Consider the following 21149-nt stretch of genomic DNA (forward strand, 5'->3'; position numbering starts at 1 on the left):
ACGGAAATGACCACCCCAACCGGTGAGTTCGTCGGCGAGTTCACGCAACGGCTCTCGTCCACGCGCCGGGGCGCGCGGCTGGCGCGGCTGCTGGCCGTGCAGCAGATGCGGGACTGGGGGCTGACGGACACCGGCGCCGCCGAGCTCGTCGTCGCGGAGCTCGCGAGCAACGCGGTGACGCACGGTCGGGTACCCGGCCGGGACTTCGAGGTGCGGCTGGCGCTGGACGCGGGCCGGCTCCGGATCGAGGTCTCCGACACCCGTACCGAGACCGAGCCGCCGTCGGCGGCCGTCGTCCCCGGCTATCCGTACGAACACGGCTACGGCCTGCCGTTGGTCGCGGCCCTGTCGACGGCCTGGGGGGTGAAGAGCCGCTCGGTCGGCAAGACGGTCTGGGCGACGGTCACGGCCCGGTGACACCGGACGGCGGGCCCGGAAGGCGTGTACGGGTGTCGGCCACCGCCGTCCGGTCCGTCCGGCACCGATGAGTTTCCGGCGCGCCCACGGTCCACCCCTCGTACCGCACGCGAGCCGAGGAGCCGGACCCATGCCCTACGCCGATGTCAACGGAGTGTCCCTGTACTTCGAGGAGTACGGCCCCGCCACCGCCGAGCCGCCGCTCGTCCTGCTGCACGGCGGGTTCGGGGCGGGGGAGATGTTCCGGCCGCTGCTGGACTCCGGTGTGGGGGAGGGACGGCAGGTGATCACCGTGGACCTCCAGGGGCACGGCCGCACGCCCGACGCGGCGGGCCGGCCGCTGACGCACGAGGCGATGGGGGACGACGTCGCCGCGCTGCTCGAGCACCTGGGGACCGGCCCGGCCGACGTCCTCGGTTACTCGCTCGGCGCCGGTGCCGCCGCCCGGCTCGCCGTCCAGCACCCGGAGCTGGTCCACCGGCTGGTCCTGGTGTCGATGCCCGCGCGGCGGAGCGGCTGGTTCCCCGAGGTCACGGCGCAGATGGACCAGATGAGTGAGGCCGCGGCCGAGCCGCTGAAGCAGTCGCCGATGTACGACCTGTACGAGCGGATCGCGCCGCGCGTCGAGGACTGGCCCGTCCTGGTCGGCAAGGTCGCCGCGCTCAACCAGCGGGACTACGACTGGAGCGAGGAGCTCGCCGGGCTCACCGTCCCGGTGCTGCTCGTCTTCGCGGACGCGGACGGCATCAGCCCGCGGCACATGGTGGAGTTCTTCGGCCTGCTCGGCGGCGGGCAGGGCGACCCCGGCTGGGACGGCGGCGGCCGCCCCGCCTCCCGGCTGAGCGTGATCCCCGGCGCCACGCACTACGACCTGATGTTCTCGCCGCTGCTGGCGCCCACGGTGCGGTCGTTCCTGGACGCCGTAAGCGCCCGGTGACGTTTCTGCGGGTGAAAGAGGTCCGCCTGGAGAGTGAGTAAAGCACTCGTATGGCAAAGTTCGCGCTTGTCTCCAGAAAACATCTTGTTTTGGCAAAGTGCCAGCGTGTTGATGAGGAGTCAGGCGATGAGCCACACCAGTTACGGCAACGACCTGCGGGCGCGGATCGCCGCGCCCGGCACCACCCCCCTGATCGGCGTCTACGACATGTACTCGGCGTCGGTCGCCGCAGAGCACTACGACGGGATGTTCGTGTCCGGCTTCGGCTTCGCGGCCTCGTACTACGGGCTGCCGGACATCGGCTTCATCGCGTGGCCGGACATGGTCGCCTTCGTGCAGCGGCTGCGCGGCGCGTTCCCCCGGCACCACCTGCTCGTGGACATCGACGACGGCTACGTCGACCCCGAGGTGGCCTGTCATGTGGTGGAGGGCCTGGAGCGGATCGGCGCCTCCGGAGTGATCCTGGAGGACCAGAAGCGGCCCCGGCGCTGCGGCCACGCGGACGGGAAGCAGGTGCTGCCGCTCGACGAGTACCTGGCCAAGCTGGAGATGGTGCTGCAGACCCGGCGGGACTTGGTGGTCGTGGCCCGCACCGACGCCACGGACGAGGACGACATCCTGCGGCGGGCCAAGTGCCTGGCGGCCACCGACGCGGACGTCGTCCTCGTGGACGGCGTACGGAGCGTGGACTGGATCCGCCGGATCCGTGACGTGGTGGACGGCAAGCCGCTCCTCTTCAACCAGATCGCGGGCGGCAAGTCCCCGCGTCTCTCCCTCTCCGAGCTGTCCGACCTGGGCGTGGACGTGGCCATCTACTCCACCCCCTGCCTCTTCGCCGCGCACTCGGCGATGGACTCGGCCCTCGCCGAACTGAAGGCGGCCGACGGGCGCCTGCCCTCCTTCGACCCGGAGAGCGGCGTCGGCGTCGCCGCCTCGACGCGCCTGCTGGAACGCAACATCGCCCGCCACCACGAGGCCCGCGAAGAGGTGGGCGCGTGAGCCGCCCGACCCTTCCCGTGCCCGTGATTCCGCGTCAGCGCGCCCTTCGCACGCCCCGCGCGACGCGAACCGCGCTCCCGCTCCTCGGCGCGGTCATGCTCGCGGCCGCCGGCGCGGCGCCCGCCGCGGCGGGCGGCAGCCTTGTCACCGTCATCGACAACTCGCACGCCGACTCCGTCCTGGAGGTCGACCGCGCGGCCAACGTCCAGTACGGCAGTGGCGGCACGGCCGGCAGCGACCACGACGGCAGCGCGGTAGAGGCGATCCAGGCCCTGCTGGGCCGGGTCGGCGCGCCGGACGACGACTAGGAACCGCCCCCGTACACGCCGAACGGCCGGACACCGCCCTCGTGGTGTCCGGCCGCTGCGCGTGCCGTGTGTGCCCGTCCGGCCGCCCCCGGCGGGTCAGTCCTCCTGCAGGTCCGGCAGGCCCGCCTCGTTGAGCTCGACGGGCTCCGGGCCTTCCTCGTGGGCGACGGCGCTCGCGGTGGCCGCGGCGGGGGTGGCGGCCTGGGCCGCCGAGGCGAAGCCGGCGACGGCGCCGGTCAGGGCGAGGGCGGCGAGGAGGGCGCGGGAGGTGGTGGAGAGGTTCATGCACCGAGAACGAGCCGGTCGGCGGCCTGGTCACGGAGTGTGACGCGGAAGAGGGAGAGGCGCGCGAGCCGGCCCGCGCGCCCCTCCCCTGCCCACGGTGCGGGCGGGTCGGGCCTCAGTGATGGGTGGCCAGGCTGTGGCTGATCCCCGCCGCGACCGTGATCACGTCGGTCAGCGGCTGCGCGCAGGGGTTGGGGCGCCGCCCCGAACAGACCCGGACGGGGGTGTTCCGGTCGACCGTCGTGCCGTCGCCGAGCTCGCCGACGCCGTTGGATCCCCAGCCCGCCGCCGTGAGGTCTCCCAGCACCGCGAGGGTGTGGTCGCCACCCGCGGAGATCTTGTACACCCCGGTGAGGAAGCCGGTGCAGGGAGCGGTCTGCCCCGGCGCGCACACCCGGACCGGGACCGGGTTCTGCTGGTGGCCGAAGGTGCCGTCGCCGAGCTGCCCGAAGCGGTTGTCCCCCCAGGCGACGGCCGTCTGGTCGAAGCGCCACGCGGCGCTGTGGGAGCCGCCCGCCGCGATCTCGTTCACCTCGTCGAGGAAGTCGGTGCACGGTGCGGTCTGCCCCGGCGCGCACACCTGGACCGGATGGTTGTACGTGGTGGTGGTCGTGCCGTCGCCGGCCTGGCCGAAGAAGTTGTGGCCCCAGCCGCGCACGGTGCTGTCCCTCATGAGCGCGAGGCTGTGGGAGCCTCCGCCCGCCACGCTGCCGGCCTCGCCGGTGAGGGCGACCTGGACCGGCGTCTCGCGCTGGAACACGTCGCTGCCGTCGCCGAGCTGGCCGGAGGAGTTCAGCCCCCAGCTGCTGACGCTGCCGTCGAGGTGCACGGCCAGGCTGTGCCAGGAGCCGGCGTCCAGGCTGGTGACATCGGTGAGGAAGGCGGTGCAGGGCGCGCTCCCGGCCCGCGCGCACACCTGGACCGGCGTGGTGCGGTTGGTGAGGGTGCCGTCGCCGAGCTGCCCGTACTCGTTGTCGCCCCAGGCGACGACGCTCCCGTCGGACCGCAGCGCCAGGTTGTGGTGCGCGCCGGCGGAGACGGCGACCACGTCGGTGAGGGGGTTCGCGCAGGGCGCGGTCTCGCCGGGGGCGCACACCTGGACGGGGCGTTGGCTGGAGGTGGTCGTGCCGTCGCCGAGCTGGCCCAGGGTGTTGAGCCCCCAGGTCCAGACCGTGCCGTCGGTGCGGAGGGACACGCTGTGGTTGGCCCCGCCGTCGATGCCGATGGTCCGGCGGCTCTGCAGGGTGCGGACGGGGGTGGTGCTGTCGTCGGTGCGCCCGTTGCCCAGCTGGCCGGTGCTGCCGGCGCCCCAGGCGACCACGGGGCCGGGCAGGATGGCGGCTGCCGCCCGCCCGCCGTCGGCGGGGGCGGCGGGTGCGGCGGCCGCGGACAGGGCGCCGCTCGCCAGGAGTGCGGCGACGCAGAGGGCCGCGGCGCGTCCGCGGGCCTTCCGTGCGGGGCCGCCAGGGCGTGGGAATCGCATGGACCGTCCTCCGGTGGGTGTCGTGGCCCCCCGGCCACGAGCATGGCCCGGCGCCGCGGGGGGACGGCCCCGACACGCGGTGCGGTTCAGCCGCGCCGCTCGACCACGCCCCGTACGTACGCCGCCTGGCCCGCGTGCTGGTTGTCGTCGGTGATCACGCTGATCAGCCGGACGCCGAGGGTGACGTGCGGGGTCCAGCGGGTGTCGACCACCCGGTCGAGGTCGGCGTCGCCGAGCCCGCCGAGGTGCTCCAGGGTGCGGGCGTGGACCGCGTCGTAATAGCCGAGGAGGAGGTCCGCGGGGGCGCGGACGGCGGCGACCTGCTTGCTGCTGTGGCCGTAGCCGGTGGCGTCCTCGGGGAAGGGGAGGCCGAAGCGGCCGGACCAGCCCTCGGCCGTCCACACCTGCTCGGTGCCGAACGCGTCGGCGACGTGGTCGTCCTGGATGCGGGTCAGGTGCCAGACGAGCCAGGCGATCGAGTTGGCGTCGGGATCGATCCGTACCGCCAGCTCGTCCTCCGACAGGCCCTCGACGGCCTCGTGGACGGCCTCCTGGACCCGGCCGAAGGCGTCGAGGAGAAGCTCCGCGCTCTTCATGGCCCCACCGTACGCCGGGGAGGGCGGCCCTCCCCGGCCGTGCGCCGCCGTTCGGGGGAGGCGTCAGACGCGGTGGTAGTGGTAGCCCTCGCCGTGCGAGGGCCCCACGTCGTGGAGGATCCCGCTCGGTACGGCGAGCTTGAACGCCGACGTGTCGCCGTTCGCGCAGTAGGGGTACGAACCGGAACGCGCCTGGTCGACGGTCGTGGTGCCCAGGTTGATGCGCGCGCCGCCGTCGGTGACCGAGACCAGCGTGGCCACGTACTCGCAGTGGGCGCCGTTGATGTCGGTGATCATCCGGGCGGCGATCTGGCCGGGGGCGACCCGGTAGATGGAGACCGTCTCGGGCTGTCCGATGTTGTACGCGGCCGTGTACTTCCAGGTGCCGACGAAGGCCGACGGGACACGGTTGTCGCTGGTCGCGGGCGGCTTGGGCGCCGTCGTCGTGGCGGGCGGCCGCGGCGCCGTCCCGCCCGAGGACGAGGAACCGCCGCCGGACGCGGTCGTCGACGACCCGCCGCCGGCGTCGGTACCCCCGCCGCTCGCCGGAAGGCCCCCGCCGGAGCCGCCGCCGGCGACCGCGGCGCCGCCCGCGCCGCCCGTGCCCCCCGGCGGCGGCACGGCGGCCGTCGTCGGGGCCTGGCCGGGCGCCTTGGTCGGGGTGCCGGACGGGGGAGCGGACGAGGGGCCGGTGGTGCCGGCCGGCGGCGCGGTGCTGGCCGTGGCGCCGGGGGCGCCCTGGAGCTCGCGTTCCCGGGCCCCGTCGTCGATCAGCTTCACGACCGTGCCGCTGATGCCGAGGACCATGAACACGGCCGCCACGACCGCCCACACCCGGGAGACCCGGCGCGGCCCGTGGCGGGCGTCGCCGGCGGTGGCCGGAGTGCCCGGGGCGGGCGGCGTCCGCGCCCCGCCCTCGGCGCCGGCCCCCGGGCGCAGGCCCATCGTGCCGGTGTCCGGGGCCTTGGCCGCCTCCGCTTCGGCCGCCTCCCGCTCCAGCTCCTCCGACAGCGCCTCGGCGTCGAGCAGCCGGGCCGCCTGCCGGGCCAGCCGGGCCACCAGCTCCGGCGGGAGCCAGGCCCCGGCGGTCGCGCCGCGGCCCGACTCCTCGCCCGGCAGGGCCGGGTCGGCGAGCAGGGCGGCGATGCCCGGCCGCTGCTCGGGGTCCTTGGTCAGGCAGCGTCCGATGAAGGCGCGCAGCTCCTCGGACTCCACCCGGTCGAGCTCCGGCTCGGCCTCCACGATCTGGAACATGATCGCGTGCTGGTTGCTGGCCCCGTGCCCGAACGGCAGCCGCCCGGTCGCCGCGTACATGAGCACGCAGCCGAGCGCGAAGACGTCGGCCGCCGGGCCGAGGGTCTCGCCCCGGACCTGCTCGGGGGCCATGAAGCCGGGGGAGCCGACCACCATGCCGGTGCTGGTCAGCAGCGACTCCACGGAGGGCTCCAGGGCCCGCGCGATGCCGAAGTCGATCACCCGGGGGCCCTCGACGGTGAGCATCACGTTGGACGGCTTGAGGTCCCGGTGCAGGATCCCGGCGCCGTGGATGCCCTGGAGGGCCCGGAGCAGGCCGAGCGCGAGCGCCAGGATCGAGTCGGCGGGCAGCGGCCCGTGCTCCCGGACCACCTGCTCCAGGGAGGGGCCGGGCACGAAGCCGGTGACCACCCAGGGCCGCTCCGCCTCGGGGTCGGCGTCCAGGACCGGCGCGGTGTAGTGCTCGCCGACCCTGCGTACGGCGTCGATCTCGCGGCGGAACCGGGCCCGGAACTGCGGATCCTGCGCGTGCTCCGCGTGCACGACCTTCACGGCCACGGTGCGCCCGCTCTCGGAGCGGGCCAGGAAGACCCGGCCCATGCCGCCGGAGCCGAGCCGGCCGAGCAGCCGGTACGGGCCGATCAGGCGCGGGTCCCCGGCCGCGAGCGGCTCCAGCCCGCTGCCGCCCGCCCCCGTCGCCCTGCGCTGCCGTTCGTCGTTCCCGCCGCCGCTCATGCCGGTCTGGTCCCCCTGGTCGTCCCTGCCCCGTGGTCGGTCGAACGCGCACAGCGTAGATGAGTACGCGTCAAGTGGACGCGGGGGAACGGCGCTTGGGTTCCTCCGCCGCCTTCCCCCTTCGGAGCGTGGAGGCGGCGGCGCCCGGGGTCGGGCTCAGGGGCGTGGTCTCCGTCGCCTCCACTCGGCCACCGCCGCCTCCACGTCGAACAACGTCAGGTTCAGCGGCGGCCCGGCCGGCGGGCGGGCCAGGGCTTCGGCGATCTTCGTGTTGATCTCGCCGAGGACGCGGCGCAGCTGGGCCTCGGAGACGGCCGTCCGCGCGGCCTCGGCCGCGTCCTCGGCCTCCTTGCGCAGGGCCAGGGCGGGCGGCAGCACCGAAGCGCCCTCGCGGTGCATCTTCCGCTTGATCCACCACAGCTCGTCGTAGGGCGCGGCCTCGTCGGCCAGCGGCTTGCCGAAGCCCTCCAGCCGGGAGAACTCGCCGCGCTCGGTCGCCTCGCGGATCTGCTTGTCGACGAACGACTCGAAGCTGACCCCGGGTGGTTTCCGTTCGGTCATGTGTCCAGCGTACGGAGCCGCTCACCCGGACGGCGGCGGTCCGGACGGGTGGAAGAAACGGCAGGAGCCCCGCACCGTGCGCTCGGCGCGCACGGAGCGGGGCTCCTTGGGTACAGCTCTAGAGATCGCGATCGTCGACCCGGGTCACTTAGACCGGGGTGACGTTCTCCGCCTGCGGACCCTTCGGGCCCTGCGTGACGTCGAAGTTCACCTGCTGGTTCTCCTCGAGGGAGCGGAAGCCAGAGGCGTTGATCGCGGAGTAGTGGACGAAGACATCCGGGCCGCCGCCTTCCTGGGCGATGAAGCCAAAGCCCTTTTCAGCGTTGAACCACTTCACGGTTCCGGTAGCCATGAGCCCTCCTATGGGCCAAAGGGTCGCCCTGCTCCAGAACCTGCATACCAAGTCTGAAAACTACAAAAGCCTGCGGGTCACATGCTCCGCAGGCTCTGTACTGCAAGGGAAACCAAACTGCAACTTGCGTCGAGCGTAGCACGCAGCGTGCTCGAAGCGGTAGAGGGAAAGATCACGTCACCCACATGTTTGATCCGCGCATACGCGCTGACGCGCCCCCGGCGATGTCCACCGTACGAGACGGGTCTAGCCTCGCGATGTGGACAATGCAACCGACGACCACCAGCGCAGCCGGCCCCGCGTCGGACACATCCAGTTCCTGAACTGCCTCCCGCTCTACTGGGGCCTCGCCAGGACCGGCACGCTTCTCGATCTGGACCTCACGAAGGACACCCCGGAGAAGCTCAGCGAGCGGCTCGTCCGGGGTGATCTCGACATCGGTCCGGTCACCCTCGTGGAATACCTCCGCCACGCCGACGAGCTCGTCGCCCTCCCCGACATCGCCGTCGGCTGCGACGGCCCCGTCATGTCCTGCGTGATCGTCTCCCAGCGCCCGCTGGAGCGGCTGGACGGGGCGCGGGTGGCGCTCGGCTCCACCTCGCGCACCTCCGTGCGGCTCGCGCAGCTGCTGCTCGCCGAGCGGTACGGCGTGGCGCCCGACTACTACACGTGCCCGCCCGACCTGGGTCTGATGATGCAGGAGGCCGACGCGGCGGTGCTCATCGGCGACGCGGCGCTGCGGGCCTCCCTGCACGACGCGCCGCGGCTCGGGCTGCAGGTCCACGACCTGGGCCTGATGTGGAAGGACTGGACGGGCCTGCCCTTCGTCTTCGCCGTGTGGGCGGTCCGCAAGGACTTCCTGGCCCGCGAGCCGGAGACCGTCCGCGAGGTGCACCAGGCCTTCCTGGCCTCCCGGGACCTGTCCCTGGAGGAGGTCGCCAAGGTCGCCGAGCAGGCGGCGCGCTGGGAGGCCTTCGACGCGGAGCTCCTGGAGCGGTACTTCCGTACCCTCGACTTCCGCTTCGGGCCGGAGCAGCTCGCCGGCGTGCGGGAGTTCGCCCGCCGGACCGGCCCGACCACCGGTTTCCCGGCGGACGTGCGGGTGGAGCTGCTCGGCGCCCGGGCCTGAGCTCAGGACGAGGGGATCGGCGGCTGGAGCTGCTTGCTGATCCAGGCGATGGTGCCCTCGTCCATCCCCTTGATGTAGCTGCGCGCGTTGTGCCCGCCGTTCTGGATGACCTGGAGGTGGGCCTTCACGGGGCCCTTGTTGGTGTACGCCCGCATGAAGGCGTTCAGCTTGCCCCGGCTGGTCTCCTTGGTGCCGATCTGGAAGCCCAGGTACACCCGGTTCCCGGGCGTGTCGGGCTTCTTGTTCAGGGCGGCGGCCAGCTTCTCCGGGTTGTTCGCCTGCTGCTCCTTCCCGTGCCCCTGCCACAGCGGGGAGTCCGGGACGTAGTCCGGGCCGGAGGCGATGGCGGCCTTGAACTTGTCCGGCTTCTGCAGCACGGACTTGAGCGCGACGAAGCCGCCCGAGGACGAGCCCATGAACGCCCAGCCGTCCCGGGACTTGAAGGTCCGGAAATTGGCCCGGACGAAATCAGGCACGTCCTCGGTCAGCCAGGTGCCCATTTTCGGCTGGCCCGGAATATCACTGCCGTCGTAGTAGTGCTTGTCGTCCGGGTTGAGGACAGGCATCACCAGAATGAACGGAAGGCTCTTTCCCTCCTCCGACCACCGGGCCACGCTCGACTGGAGTTTGAGGTCCGTGCCCATCCAGTAATTCGTCGGATAGCCGACGCCGCCGGGCAGGGAGATGAGGACCGGGAAGCCGCTGTCCGCGTACTTCGGGTCGAAATACTGCTTGGGGGCCCACACCCACACCTTGCCCGTGAACCCGGACTTCGCGCCGTGGACCTCGGTGACACCGATCTTGGTGCCGTCCTCGACGGTGTTGGCGGTGGTGAACTCCGCCTTCGGTCCGGTGGGGAACAGGGTCTCGGGCACCTTGGTGCCCTCCCCGGCCTCGCCCTTGCCCCGGTGCTGCTGCGCGACCTGGTGGTCGGCGGCCCGGCCGCCGCGCGGCGTGTCGAAGGAGACCGGCTCGTCCTCGTCCTTCGAGCAGCCGGTCACCACGGCCAGGGTGGTGCCGAGGGCGAGGGTGGCCGCGAGGGTCCGGGCGAGCGGGCGGCGACGTTTCATGACGGGTCTCCGGGTGCGGTTCGACATGCGTTTCGGGTAATACGGCGGATTCCGGAGAAGGAGAGGGATCCCGGCGCCGTTCGGTTGGCTCGGGACCGGGACGAATCCGCGCGGAGGCCCTGGCGTAGGCTGGCTCGGTCCGTTCAGTACGCGTCCGCACCCCTCCGAAAGGGACACACCCGGTGACCGAGAAGGCCGATCTCCAGTCCGTTCTCGACCGCGCCGCCGCCGGTGGCCGGATCACCCCCGAGGAGGCGCTCGACCTCTACCGCTCGGCGCCGCTGCACGCCCTCGGCGCCGCCGCCGACGCCGTGCGCCGCCGCCGGTACGCGGGGACCGAGCACATCGCGACGTACATCATCGAGCGCAACATCAACTACACGAACGTCTGTGTGACGGCGTGCAAGTTCTGCGCCTTCTACGCGGCGCCCAAGGACACCAAGAAGGGCTGGACCCGCGACCTCGACGACATCCTGCGCCGCTGCGCGGAGACCGTCGAGCTCGGCGGCACCCAGATCATGTTCCAGGGCGGCCACCACCCGGACTTCGGCGTCGAGTACTACGAGAAGAACTTCGCGGCCATCAAGGCGGAGTTCCCCCAGCTGGTCATCCACTCCCTCGGCGCGTCCGAGGTCGAGCACATGGCCCGGATCTCCGGCGTCTCGGTCGAGGAGGCCATCACCCGGATCCACGCCGCCGGCCTCGACTCCTTCGCCGGCGCCGGCGCGGAGCTGCTGCCCGAGCGCCCCCGCAAGGCCATCGCGCCGCTCAAGGAGTCCGGCGAGCGCTGGCTGGAGATCATGGAGATCGCCCACAAGCTGGGCGTCGAGTCCACCTCCACGATGCTCATGGGCACCGGCGAGACCAACGCCGAGCGCATCGAGCACCTGCGGATGATCCGCGACACGCAGGACCGGACGGGCGGCTTCCGGGCCTTCATCCCGTACCTGTACCAGCCCGAGAACAACCACCTGAAGGGCCGCACGCAGGCCACGATCTTCGAGTACCTGCGGATGATCGCCATCGGGCGCCTCTTCATGGACAACATCGCCCACATCCAGGGCTCCTGGCTGACCACCGGCAAGGAGATCGGCCAGCTCACCCTGCACTACGGCGCCGACGACCTCGGCTCGATCATGCTGGAGGAGAACGTCGTCTCCTCGGCCGGTGCCAAGCACCGCTCCAACCTGCGCGAGATGATCGACATGATCCGCACGGCCGACCGCGTCCCGGCCCAGCGCTCCACCACGTACGAGCACCTGGTCGTCCACGACGACCCGGCGAACGACCCGGTCGACGAGCGCGTGGCCTCCCACATCTCGTCCATCGCGATCGAGGGCGGCACGGCCCACCCCGAGCTGAAGCTGCTCGACGCGAACTGACCGGGACGGACGCCCCCATGCTGACGCTGCACGTCGCCGACGCGTCGCCCGAGAACGCGGTCCTCGTCGACGGCGCGCTCGTCGCGGCCGTCGGCCCGTACGAGGAACTGGCCGCCGCCCACGAGGACGCCCGGCTGCGCCGCTGGCCCGGCATCCTCACGCCCGGCCTGCTCAACCCGTACGGCCCGGAACTCCTCGAACAGACCTACCACCCCGACCCGCGCGAGGCCGACACCTACGGCACCGAGCCGATCACCGGGGAGCGGGCGCGGGAGATCTTCCGCGCCGACCCCGCGCGGCTCGGCGCCAGCGCGCGGCGCGGCGTGCAGCGGCTCCTCGCGCACGGCACGGTCGCCGTCGCCGGCGAGCTGCGCGGACGGGCCGCCCAGGACGCGGTGCGCCGGGCCGGGCTCGCCGTGGGGCAGCGCCCGCCGAACCTGCCGGGGCCGCCGTCCCTGGCGCCGACGCCGCTCGTGCTGCTGCCCCGCCTGGCGGCGGGCGGCCCGGCCCGGTTCGCCGTCTTCGACGTGCCCGACCGGGCGGCCCTGGTGCGCCGGGGTCCCGCCACCTGCGTGGCCACCGTGGTGGGCGGCCGGCTGGTCTACCGCGCCCGCTGACCGGGCCCGGCGACCGACGTGCCCGCGGTGCCCTGCGACAATGCGGGCGTAACGTCAGCCGGCAGTACGACACAAGTGAGGCGAACGCCAGTGACCCGCGCCACCCTGGACAAGCAGCCGCACGAAGTCGCCTCCATGTTCGACGACGTGGCGGCGAACTACGACCTCACCAACGACGTGCTGTCCCTCGGGCAGGACCGCCGGTGGCGCAAGGAGGTCGCCAAGGCGGTCGAGGCGCGGCCCGCGCAGAAGATCCTGGACCTCGCCGCCGGCACCGCGACCTCCTCGCAGCCCTTCGCGCGGGCCGGCGCGTACGTCGTGCCCTGCGACTTCTCGCTCGGCATGCTGCGGGTCGGCAAGAAGAACCACCCCTGGATGCCGTTCACGGCCGGCGACGGCACCAAGCTGCCCTTCAAGGACGACGTCTTCGACGCCGTCACCATCTCCTTCGGGCTGCGCAACATCCAGGACACCGACCAGGCGCTGCGCGAGCTGTACCGGGTGACGAAGCCCGGCGGCCGGGTCGTCATCTGCGAGTTCTCGCACGCCACCTGGGCGCCCTTCCGCACCGTGTACGAGGAGTACCTGATGCGCGCCCTGCCGCCGGTCGCGCGCGCCGTGTCGTCCAACCCCGACGCGTACGTCTACCTCGCCGAGTCCATCCGGTCCTGGCCCGACCAGCCGACCCTCGCGGGAATGATGCGGAAGGCCGGCTGGGAGCGGGTGGCCTGGCGGAACCTGACGGGCGGGATCGTGGCCCTGCACCGGGGGTTCAAGGCCGCCTAGGCCCTGGACGGCTCCGGGCTACTTCTTGTACATGCCGTAGCCGCTGATCCCGGCGTACACGGCGTCGGCGACGGCCCGGTGCACGTACACGCCGTTCACCCGGTCCGTCGGCGGGGTGCGCACGGTGGTGCCGGTCATCAGGGTCGCCGAGCCGCCGCCGTCCAGGTTGAGCGCGTCGATCAGGCCGAGCTCCTCGGAGTCCAGGAGCTCGCCCCACGCGTGCAGCCACGCGCCGTCCTCGTGGGTCGTGGTGTTGTCGGGCTGCAGCTGTCCCGTCAGCGTGACGAAGACCGTGTGGCCGCGCACGTTGGTGCCGAGGGCCACCCGCGAGTCGGTGCAGATCGCGGTGCCGTCAGCGCCGGTGTCCGTGTCTCCGCAGGTGTTGACCAGCTCGGGCACGACGGCGCCGTCCCGCAGGAGCTGGTGGAAGGAGCTCACCACGTCGACCGACGGGTCCAGCGGGATCTCCCGGCCGAACCGGTCGGTCAGCTTCTGGGAGACCTTGAGCGTGGTGCCGAGGAGCGCGTGGTCGCGCAGCCAGGCGGCGCCGGTGCCGACCCCCTGGAGGATGCGGCCGCCGGACGGCACCCTGACCTGGACGGTGCTGCCCTTGCCGCCGCCACGGCCGGCGCGGGCCGCCGTCACCTTGCCCGTGGAGTCGAGGACGACCTCGAAGCCGGGGTCGTCGTCCGTGGTGACGGTCGCGTCCAGGTCGGGCTTGGGCACCGGGTACTTGTAGTCGGAGGTGAACAGGACGATCTCGTCGGGGTCGGTGTAGACACCCTTCTGCCCGGTGACCGACTCGGCGACGAGCCTGTCCTCGGTGTCCCGGGCGCAGCCCCGGGCGCGCCCGGGGTCCCGGTTGATGTCGTCGAGGCGCGCGGGCGCCCCGTCGGCCGCCGTCAGGCCGAGGTCGGTGCGCAGCTTGGTGATGTAGGGGACGCCGTACTGGATCACGGCACCCGACGTGCCCTGGCCACCGCCCCAGCAACTGGCGCCGTGCAGTACGCCGTCGGTGACCGAGACGCCCAGGTGCTGGAGGGTGACGGGTGCCGCGTCCACCAGGTCGGGGTGCGGCTTCTCCGACTTGAACAGGCTGCCGTTGACACCGGCCACGGGGTGCCGGGAGGCCACCGAGCTGACTCCGGCGAGCTGTTCGGCGACCGTCTCGGCCAGGCCGTCGCCCGCGCCGACGGTGCTCGACAGGTCGAGCGGCGCGGCGGTGGGGTCGATCTCCACGAGCTGGAGGAGGCGGGGTCTGGTCCGGTTGTCGAGGTTCTTCTCGGTCCACTGCGTGACCGTGACACCGGGCGGAAGCGTGTCGGCGTCCGGCACCGCGGTCTGCACCCAGTTCGCGGCGAGCGGGCTCACCACGGCGTCCGCCGCGCCGGCGGCGGGGGCGGTCGAGGCGGTCAGGGCGAGGGTCGCGGCGAGGGCGGCGGTGACGGCGAGGGCGGGGCGAAGGGGCGTGGTCACTGGCACTCCGAGGTTCCGTTGACGAGCTCGTGGGAGCGGAACGTGCCCGCGAACGGGGCGGGGACGGTCACGCTCTGGCCGCGCAGCACGACGTACGCGCCGTAGACCGTGGTGCCCTGGGTCCAGCTGCCGCTGTAGTCGGCGTTCGGGTAGAGGCAGAGGTGCTTGGCGGTGCGGTTGAACACGGACGCGGGGGCGACCTCGGGGCCGTAGCTGTCGCCGAGGTTCTGCGTCGCGGGGTCGACGGCCGCGACGTGGACGGTCATCGCGCCGCGGCCGTTGCGCTCGGCGAAGGTGCAGACCTTGCCGTTCTCGCAGCGCTCGTAGCCGGTGAAGCACAGGGCGCGGGAGGGCACGAGCTTGTACGAGCCGACCACCCAGCGGACGCCGGCGGTGACGTACTCGTCGTCGTTGCCCGGCTTGACGGTCTGGAGGCCGCCGCCGTACTCGGGCTTGCCGTACATGCACGCCCACATGCCGGTGTTGTTCTTGACGGACAGGACGGTGCCGGCGTCCCGTTCGGCCTTGGCGCCCTCGGGGGCGTCGCTGCGGGTGCCGGTGCCCCCGCTGCCGTCGTAGAGACAGAACTGCCCCGTGGGACAGTCCTCGAAGGGGAGCGGCTCGGCGTTCGCGGGCAGCACGAGGAACGCCGAGCAGAGCAGGGCGAGGAGGGCCGCGAGCAGCGAGCCCCGGCGTATCTGTGGACGAGTGGTGATCACGTTCCATGATCTTGCCCGCACGGTGCGTGCGCGGCGAGGGGTTTACGCCCGGGGCGGACGGTCCGCGCCCGGCGACGACGGGCATGACCGGCCCCCATAGACTGCGAGGCGTCCTGAACCGCCGCATCCCCGGGAGACCCCGCCGTGACCGAGCAGCCCCTCTCCGAGCACACCGCAGATGTGATCGTCGTCGGGGCGGGCCCGGCGGGCTCGACCACCGCGTACTACCTGGCCAAGGCCGGACTCGACGTCCTGCTCCTGGAGAAGACCGCGTTCCCCCGCGAGAAGGTCTGCGGCGACGGCCTCACCCCGCGCGCCACCAAGCAGCTCGTCGCCATGGGCATCGACATCTCCGAAGAGGCCGGCTGGCTGCGCAACAAGGGCCTGCGGATCATCGGCGGCGGCGTCCGGCTCCAGCTCGACTGGCCGGATCTCGCCTCTTACCCGGACTACGGTCTGGTCCGCAAGCGCGACGACTTCGACGAGATGCTGGCCCGTCAGGCGCAGAAGGCCGGCGCCCGGCTGTACGAGCGCTGCAACGTCGGCGCCCCGATCATCGACGACCGCACCGGCCGGATCACCGGCGTCCACGCCAAGCTCGGCGAGGAGAAGCGCGAGGTCACCTTCCACGCCCCGCTCGTCGTCGCCGCCGACGGCAACTCCACCCGTCTCTCCCTGGCGATGGGCCTGCACCGGCGCGAGGACCGCCCGATGGGCGTCGCCGTCCGGACGTACTTCACGACCCCCCGCCACCAGGACGACTACCTGGAGTCCTGGCTGGAGCTGTGGGACCGGCGCGGCCCGCAGGACCGCCTGCTCCCCGGCTACGGCTGGATCTTCGGCATGGGTGACGGCACCTCCAACGTCGGCCTCGGCATCCTCGACTCCTCCTCCGCCTTCCGCGAGCTGGACTGGCGCGAGGTCCTCAAGGCCTGGTGCGCGTCCATGCCGGAGGACTGGGGCTTCACCCCGGAGAACATGACCACCCCGATCCGCGGCGCCGCCCTCCCGATGGCCTTCAACCGCCAGCCGCACTACACCAAGGGCCTGCTGCTCGTCGGCGACGCCGGCGGCCTGGTCAACCCGTTCAACGGCGAGGGCATCGCCTACGCGATGGAGTCCGGCCAGATCGCCGCCGACGTGATCGTCCAGGCCCACGCCCGGCAGACCCCCGCCCAGCGGGAACTGGCCCTGCACCACTACCCGAAGATCCTCAAGGACACCTACGGCGGCTACTACACGCTGGGCCGCGCCTTCGTGAAGCTCATCGGCAACCCGAAGGTCATGAAGATCGCCACCCAGCGCGGTCTGACCCACCCCGTCCTGATGAAGTTCACCCTGAAGATGCTGGCCAACCTCACCGACCCGACGGGCGGCGACGCGATGGACCGCATCATCAACGGCCTGTCGAAGGTCGCTCCGAAGGCCTGAACCGGGCCCGGTAGGCGGTCGGGGGCACCCCGACCGCCTGGGTGAAGTGGCGGCGCAGATTGGCCGCCGTGCCCAGTCCGCTGCGCTCGCCGACCTGCTCGACGGGCAGGTCGGTGGTCTCGAGCAGCGTCTGGGCCCTTGCCACCCGCCGGCCGAGCAGCCACTGCAGCGGCGTGGTGCCGTGCGTCTCGCGGACCCGGCGGTAGAAGGTGCGCGGGCTCATGTGGGCGCGGCGGGCCAGCTCGTCGACGGTCAGCGGCTCGTCCAGGTGTTCCACGGCCCACCGGAGGGCCGGGCCGAGGGTGTCCGGCCCGTCCGCCGGCGGCAGCGGGGCGGCCACGAACTGCGGCAGGTCGCCTGCCCGCTGGGCCGGGACCACGAGGCGGCCCGCGAGCGCGCCGGCGACTCCCGCGCCGAGGTCCTTCCGGACGAGATGCAGGCACAGGTCCAGGCCGGCGGCGGCGCCCGCGCTCGTCAGGACCGTCTCCTCGTCCGTGTAGAGGACGGACGCGTCGACCGTCACCTCCGGATGGCGGGCCGCGAGTTCGGTCGCGTACGCGTGGTGGAGCGTGGCCCGGCGCCCGTCGAGCAGGCCCGCCGCGGCGAGCGCGAACGCCCCGCTGCACATCGACACCATCCGCGCCCCGGCCTCCGCCGCCGCCCGCAGCGCCTCGACCACGTCGGCCGGCAGCTCCTGGCGGCCCTCGACCACCGCGTCCGGCACCGACGGCACGACGACGGTGTCCGCGTCCGCGAGGCCCTCCAGGCCGTGGGTGGCGTGCGGGGCCGGGCCGCAGACCCGCAGCGTGTACCAGGGGTCGGCCAGATCGGTGTGCGGGATGCCGAAGACCATGGACGCGACGGACAGTTCGTACAGGTCCCAGGGGGAGACCCCGCCCCGCTCGTCCGGCACGAGGGCGACGGCCACTGCTCCTGCGCTCATGTCCGCGACCCTATGGCAGGAAGCGTGCGCCGGGCGTCAGTCCTTCCCCTGTCGGCCGGTTTCCGCCGCTGCGAGCGTGGAGCCATGACCACGAACAACCCCGCCACCGCCACCGCGTCCACCGCCGACACCGCTTCCGCCGCCTCTGCCGCTTCCTCCGCCGCCGCGCCCGCCTCCGCCGCCGCGCCCGCCTCCGCCGCCGCGCCCGCCACCGCCTCCACCACCGCTCCCGCCGGCGCGGCTGTCGGCACCTCCGCCGGCACCTCCGCCGGCACCCCCGCCCGGCAGCCCGTCACCGTCATCGGCCTCGGTCAGATGGGCAGTGCCCTCGCCGCCGCCTTCCTCGACGCCGGTCACCCCACCACCGTCTTCAACCGCAGCCCCGGGAAGGCCGCCCCGCTCGTGGCCCGCGGCGCCGTCCTCGCGGCCGGCGTCGCCGAGGCGGTCGCGGCGAGCGAGCTCGTCGTGGTCTGCGTCCTCGACTACCCGGCGGTCCGCGCCCTTCTCGACCCCGTCGCCGCCGAGCTGCGCGGCCGGGTCCTGGTGAACCTCACCTCCGGCTCGCCGGAACAGGCTCGCGCCGAGGCCGAGTGGGCCGCCGGGCACGGCATCGGCTACCTCGACGGCGGCGTCATGACCACCCCGCCCGGCGTCGGCGACAGCGCCAACATGATCCTTTACGCGGGCGGTCCCGAGCTCCTGGCCGCGCACCGCCCCACCCTCGCCGCCCTGGGCGACCCGGTGGACCTGGGCGCGGACGCGGGTCTGGCCTCGCTGTACGACGCCGGGCTGCTCGGCCTGATGTGGTCGGTGTTCGGCGGCTGGCTGCACGCCACCGCGCTCGTGGGGGCGGACGGGGTGCCGGCCGAGGAGTTCACGGCGGTGGCGGTGCGCTGGCTGCGCACGGTGTCCTGGTTCCTCACCTCGTACGCCGACCAGATCGACGCCGGGGAGTACCCGGGCGACGACGCCACCATCGACATCCAGGTCGCCGCCGTCGGACACCTGCTGCACGCGGGCGAGGAGCGCGGGATCGACGGGCGGCTGCCCCGGCTGCACCTGGCGATGATGCGGGAGGCGGTGGCGGCCGGCCACGGGGGCGACAGCTACGCCAGGATCATCGAGTCGTTCCGGAAGTAGCGCCTGAGACGGACGAAGGGCCGTCGCTCCCCCGAGGAGTGACGGCCCTTCGTCGTGAACGGGTGGGATCAGAGGATCCGCACGGCGCCCGACGGCGGGTCCCAGTCCAGGTCGCGCTCGACGACACCGGTGGACGGGTTCTGCGCGCCGACGTACTTGCCGCCGCCGACGTAGATGGCGACGTGGTACGAGCCGCTGCGGCTGCCCCAGTACAGGACGTCGCCCGGCTGCAGGTCGCTCAGGGAGACGGAGGTGCCCATGCTCGACTGGTCGCTGGAGATGCGCGGCAGGTCGATGCCGGCCTGGCGGTAGGCGGCCTGCACGAGGCCGGAGCAGTCCCAGGAGTTGGGGCCGGTGCCGCCGGAGACGTAGGCGTCGCCGATCTGCGCCTTGGCGAAGGCCACGATCGCGGCGGCGGAGCCGGTGGCGACCTGCGAGCCGGCGGAGTCGCCCGCGGAGGCGGAGGTGGAGGCGGCGGAGAGCGAGGTGCGCGTGGCGGTGCGGGAGGCGCGCTCCTGGGCCTCGGCGCGGGCCTTCTCGGCCCGCTCGGCCTCGGCCTTGCGGTCGGCCTCGGCCTTGGCCTTCTTGGCGTCCGCGGCGGCCTTCTTCAGCGCCGTGTTCTCCTGGGCCGCGAGGCTCTGGTCCAGGGCCTCCTGCTGGCTCGCCTCGGCGGAGGCGGAGACGGCGCTCGCGAGGTCGGCGTCGAGGGAGCCCAGCGTGGGCATCTCGAGGGTCTTCTCGGTCACCGGCTCGGCGTTCGCCGGCGCGGCGGCACCGGCCACCGCGATGGTGCTGAAGACGCCACCGGCAACTCCGGCCCGGAACGCGAGCTTCGAGGCGCTGCGGCGGGGCTTCCGGTGGCTGGGTATGTGAGCGGTCTGGGACATGAGTACAACCGCTATCAGGGCTTCACGGTTCCCTTCAAGAAACGTGGGTTGCGCCACAGTTACGTTCGGAACCTTCGAATCCGCTTCTCCCGCGCCCTTATTGACGCCGTAACGGGCAAATCGGGCGCGGCTCATTCGGGCCTTGATCACGGGTTTTCAAGGAAAGGTCCGAATTGCCCGTCGCTTACCACCTCTTCACCTCGATGGCCAAGCCCCGTTCTTTCCTCCCCCTCTCCCGTGTGGCGCAGGTCACAGCGGAGCTCGTGAACGCGCGCACGTGTCCACCTCGGTACGCCGGACCCCTCGACCGGGCGACGGCCGGTTCCTTTATCACCCGTCCGCATCCATCGCCAATTTGCCTGTAGTGCCCATGGCTTGATAGTGCAACACCCCTCCGACCAGCGTTTTCCGATCCGGATGTCACATCTGGTGATCACCTGGGCGCTTCGAGTGGCAAGATCACCGCTCATCCGACTTCATGATCCTTCGTCAGGTGGTGGAGATCACAAAGTCCTTGGTGTACCCCGTGTCGCAGATCACAGAGGGGCGGGCTTAAGATACGCGGCAGTCGGGCTTGTGAACTGCCTCACATGTTGGCGATCTTTCGCGAGGCCCCCACGAGCCGACGGTGCGGTCCAACGGTCAAGGACGACTGGAAGGAGCGAGGAGCGTGAATGCGTACGCGCCCATCCTCGTGCTCGGTGCCCTGGGAGCGGGGTTTGCGATCTTCTCCGTGGTCATGGCCACGCTTATCGGGCCAAAGCGGTACAACAGGGCAAAACTTGAGGCGTACGAGTGCGGCATCGAGCCGACGCCTACGCCGGCCGGAGGCGGTCGCTTCCCGATCAAGTACTACCTGACGGCGATGCTCTTCATCGTCTTCGACATCGAGATCGTCTTCCTCTACCCCTGGGCCGTCACCTTCGACGCCCTGGGGCTTTTCGGGCTCGTGGAGATGCTGCTCTTCGTGCTCACCGTCTTCGTCGCCTACGCGTACGTGTGGCGGCGCGGCGGCCTGGAATGGGACTGAGGGGCTGAGGAGCACCCATGGGACTCGAAGAGAAGCTGCCGAGCGGTTTTCTGCTGACGACCGTCGAACAGGCCGCGGGGTGGGTCCGAAAGGCCTCCGTCTTCCCCGCGACCTTCGGCCTCGCGTGCTGCGCCATCGAGATGATGACCACCGGCGCCGGCCGCTACGACCTGGCCCGCTTCGGCATGGAGGTCTTCCGGGGCTCCCCGCGCCAGGCCGACCTCATGATCGTCGCGGGCCGCGTCAGCCAGAAGATGGCGCCCGTCCTGCGGCAGGTCTACGACCAGATGCCGAACCCCAAGTGGGTCATCTCCATGGGGGTCTGCGCGTCCTCGGGCGGAATGTTCAACAACTACGCGATCGTGCAGGGAGTCGACCACATCGTCCCGGTCGACATCTATTTGCCGGGCTGCCCGCCGCGCCCGGAGATGCTGATGGACGCGATTCTCAAGCTCCACCAGAAGATCCAGGGCTCCAAGCTCGGCGTGAACGCCGCGGAAGCGGCCCGCGAGGCGGAGGAGGCGGCGCTCAAGGCGCTGCCGACCATCGAGATGAAGGGTCTGCTGAGGTGACCGACGCACGCCCGGCCGCCGGGCCGCAGACGACAACGAA

Annotated in this window: 23 protein-coding genes; 12 read left to right on the forward strand and 11 right to left on the reverse strand. The window is 72.3% G+C overall.

What is annotated here, in order from left to right; all coding sequences use genetic code 11:
• Positions 1-6 precede the first annotated feature (6 nt).
• The 4 genes from ACIGXE_RS24630 to ACIGXE_RS24645 all read left to right on the forward strand — a co-directional run bounded on the left by ACIGXE_RS24630 (position 7) and on the right by ACIGXE_RS24645 (position 2661).
• Positions 7-417: an ATP-binding protein gene (locus tag ACIGXE_RS24630; RefSeq protein WP_399750854.1), complete on the forward strand. Its 411-nt coding sequence runs from the start codon at positions 7-9 to the stop codon at positions 415-417.
• 130 nt (positions 418-547) lie between these two features.
• Positions 548-1354, forward strand: coding sequence for an alpha/beta fold hydrolase (locus tag ACIGXE_RS24635; protein ID WP_399750856.1), 807 nt, complete (start codon positions 548-550; stop codon positions 1352-1354).
• 126 nt (positions 1355-1480) lie between these two features.
• Positions 1481-2353: an oxaloacetate decarboxylase gene (locus ACIGXE_RS24640; protein ID WP_399750858.1), complete on the forward strand. Its 873-nt coding sequence runs from the start codon at positions 1481-1483 to the stop codon at positions 2351-2353.
• Positions 2350-2661 (forward strand): hypothetical protein, encoded by a 312-nt coding sequence (locus tag ACIGXE_RS24645; RefSeq protein ID WP_399750860.1) that lies wholly within the window; start codon positions 2350-2352, stop codon positions 2659-2661. Before ACIGXE_RS24640 ends, ACIGXE_RS24645 begins: the two co-directional genes overlap by 4 nt.
• Positions 2662-2757: 96 nt before the next feature.
• Here the strand turns inward: ACIGXE_RS24645 and ACIGXE_RS24650 are convergent, their stop codons facing one another.
• The 6 genes from ACIGXE_RS24650 to ACIGXE_RS24675 all read right to left on the reverse strand — a co-directional run bounded on the left by ACIGXE_RS24650 (position 2758) and on the right by ACIGXE_RS24675 (position 7927).
• A complete protein-coding gene (locus tag ACIGXE_RS24650) occupies positions 2758-2946 on the reverse strand; it encodes a hypothetical protein (RefSeq protein ID WP_399750862.1) in 189 nt (62 codons plus the stop codon).
• A 115-nt stretch (positions 2947-3061) separates the two neighbouring features.
• Positions 3062-4429, reverse strand: a complete 1368-nt coding sequence (locus ACIGXE_RS24655; protein ID WP_399750864.1) for an RCC1-like domain-containing protein — start codon at positions 4427-4429, stop codon at positions 3062-3064.
• A gap of 86 nt (positions 4430-4515) precedes the next feature.
• Positions 4516-5025 (reverse strand): DUF664 domain-containing protein, encoded by a 510-nt coding sequence (locus tag ACIGXE_RS24660; protein ID WP_399750866.1) that lies wholly within the window; start codon positions 5023-5025, stop codon positions 4516-4518.
• Positions 5026-5088: 63 nt separating this feature from the next.
• On the reverse strand, positions 5089-7014 hold the full coding sequence (locus ACIGXE_RS24665; protein ID WP_399750868.1) for a protein kinase: 1926 nt from the start codon (positions 7012-7014) through the stop codon (positions 5089-5091).
• 156 nt (positions 7015-7170) lie between these two features.
• Complete coding sequence (locus ACIGXE_RS24670) at positions 7171-7575, reverse strand: DUF1992 domain-containing protein (RefSeq protein ID WP_399750871.1); 405 nt, start codon at positions 7573-7575, stop codon at positions 7171-7173.
• Between the two features lie 148 nt (positions 7576-7723).
• Positions 7724-7927, reverse strand: coding sequence for a cold-shock protein (locus ACIGXE_RS24675; RefSeq protein ID WP_046908818.1), 204 nt, complete (start codon positions 7925-7927; stop codon positions 7724-7726).
• Positions 7928-8186: 259 nt separating this feature from the next.
• On the opposite strand from ACIGXE_RS24675, the gene ACIGXE_RS24680 reads away from it, so the two are divergent.
• Entirely contained in the window at positions 8187-9056 is an 870-nt protein-coding gene (locus ACIGXE_RS24680; protein ID WP_399750872.1) for a menaquinone biosynthetic enzyme MqnA/MqnD family protein, read from the forward strand.
• Between the two features lie 2 nt (positions 9057-9058).
• On the opposite strand, the gene ACIGXE_RS24685 is transcribed toward ACIGXE_RS24680, so the two are convergent.
• Positions 9059-10126, reverse strand: a complete 1068-nt coding sequence (locus ACIGXE_RS24685) for an alpha/beta hydrolase (RefSeq protein ID WP_399750874.1) — start codon at positions 10124-10126, stop codon at positions 9059-9061.
• A 182-nt stretch (positions 10127-10308) separates the two neighbouring features.
• On the opposite strand from ACIGXE_RS24685, the gene mqnC reads away from it, so the two are divergent.
• From mqnC to ACIGXE_RS24700, 3 genes are all read left to right on the forward strand, one after another.
• The gene (gene mqnC / locus ACIGXE_RS24690; RefSeq protein WP_399750877.1) at positions 10309-11508 is read left to right on the forward strand and encodes a cyclic dehypoxanthinyl futalosine synthase; all 1200 of its coding nucleotides are present in this window, start codon (positions 10309-10311) and stop codon (positions 11506-11508) included.
• A 17-nt stretch (positions 11509-11525) separates the two neighbouring features.
• Entirely contained in the window at positions 11526-12125 is a 600-nt protein-coding gene (locus ACIGXE_RS24695; protein WP_399750879.1) for an imidazolonepropionase-like domain-containing protein, read from the forward strand.
• A 90-nt stretch (positions 12126-12215) separates the two neighbouring features.
• On the forward strand, positions 12216-12911 hold the full coding sequence (locus ACIGXE_RS24700) for a demethylmenaquinone methyltransferase (protein WP_399750881.1): 696 nt from the start codon (positions 12216-12218) through the stop codon (positions 12909-12911).
• Positions 12912-12929: 18 nt separating this feature from the next.
• On the opposite strand, the gene ACIGXE_RS24705 is transcribed toward ACIGXE_RS24700, so the two are convergent.
• Positions 12930-14387, reverse strand: a complete 1458-nt coding sequence (locus tag ACIGXE_RS24705) for a phosphodiester glycosidase family protein (protein WP_399750883.1) — start codon at positions 14385-14387, stop codon at positions 12930-12932.
• A complete protein-coding gene (locus ACIGXE_RS24710; RefSeq protein WP_399750885.1) occupies positions 14384-15106 on the reverse strand; it encodes a peptidase inhibitor family I36 protein in 723 nt (240 codons plus the stop codon). Before ACIGXE_RS24710 ends, ACIGXE_RS24705 begins: the two co-directional genes overlap by 4 nt.
• Positions 15107-15250: 144 nt before the next feature.
• Between ACIGXE_RS24710 and ACIGXE_RS24715 the strand changes: the two genes are divergently transcribed.
• Positions 15251-16537 carry a geranylgeranyl reductase family protein gene (locus ACIGXE_RS24715; RefSeq protein WP_399750887.1) on the forward strand — a complete coding sequence of 429 codons (1287 nt, stop codon included), beginning with the start codon at positions 15251-15253 and terminating at the stop codon, positions 16535-16537.
• Here the strand turns inward: ACIGXE_RS24715 and ACIGXE_RS24720 are convergent.
• The gene (locus ACIGXE_RS24720; RefSeq protein ID WP_399750889.1) at positions 16503-17480 is read right to left on the reverse strand and encodes a helix-turn-helix domain-containing protein; all 978 of its coding nucleotides are present in this window, start codon (positions 17478-17480) and stop codon (positions 16503-16505) included. The genes ACIGXE_RS24715 and ACIGXE_RS24720 overlap by 35 nt on opposite strands.
• An 84-nt stretch (positions 17481-17564) precedes the next feature.
• Here ACIGXE_RS24720 and ACIGXE_RS24725 point away from each other — a divergent pair, with 84 nt between their 5' ends.
• Positions 17565-18620 (forward strand): NAD(P)-dependent oxidoreductase, encoded by a 1056-nt coding sequence (locus ACIGXE_RS24725; protein ID WP_399750891.1) that lies wholly within the window; start codon positions 17565-17567, stop codon positions 18618-18620.
• A 68-nt stretch (positions 18621-18688) separates the two neighbouring features.
• On the opposite strand, the gene ACIGXE_RS24730 is transcribed toward ACIGXE_RS24725, so the two are convergent.
• The gene (locus ACIGXE_RS24730) at positions 18689-19507 is read right to left on the reverse strand and encodes a C40 family peptidase (RefSeq protein ID WP_399750893.1); all 819 of its coding nucleotides are present in this window, start codon (positions 19505-19507) and stop codon (positions 18689-18691) included.
• Positions 19508-20177: 670 nt separating this feature from the next.
• Between ACIGXE_RS24730 and ACIGXE_RS24735 the strand changes: the two genes are divergently transcribed.
• Together ACIGXE_RS24735 and ACIGXE_RS24740 are read left to right on the forward strand one after the other, a co-directional pair.
• Positions 20178-20537, forward strand: a complete 360-nt coding sequence (locus ACIGXE_RS24735; RefSeq protein ID WP_030494815.1) for an NADH-quinone oxidoreductase subunit A — start codon at positions 20178-20180, stop codon at positions 20535-20537.
• 17 nt (positions 20538-20554) lie between these two features.
• Positions 20555-21109, forward strand: coding sequence for a NuoB/complex I 20 kDa subunit family protein (locus ACIGXE_RS24740; protein ID WP_399750895.1), 555 nt, complete (start codon positions 20555-20557; stop codon positions 21107-21109).
• The last annotated feature ends 40 nt before the right edge of the window (positions 21110-21149 follow it).

The organism is Streptomyces sp. NPDC053431 (assembly GCF_044544925.1).
Lineage (GTDB): Bacteria > Actinomycetota > Actinomycetes > Streptomycetales > Streptomycetaceae > Streptomyces.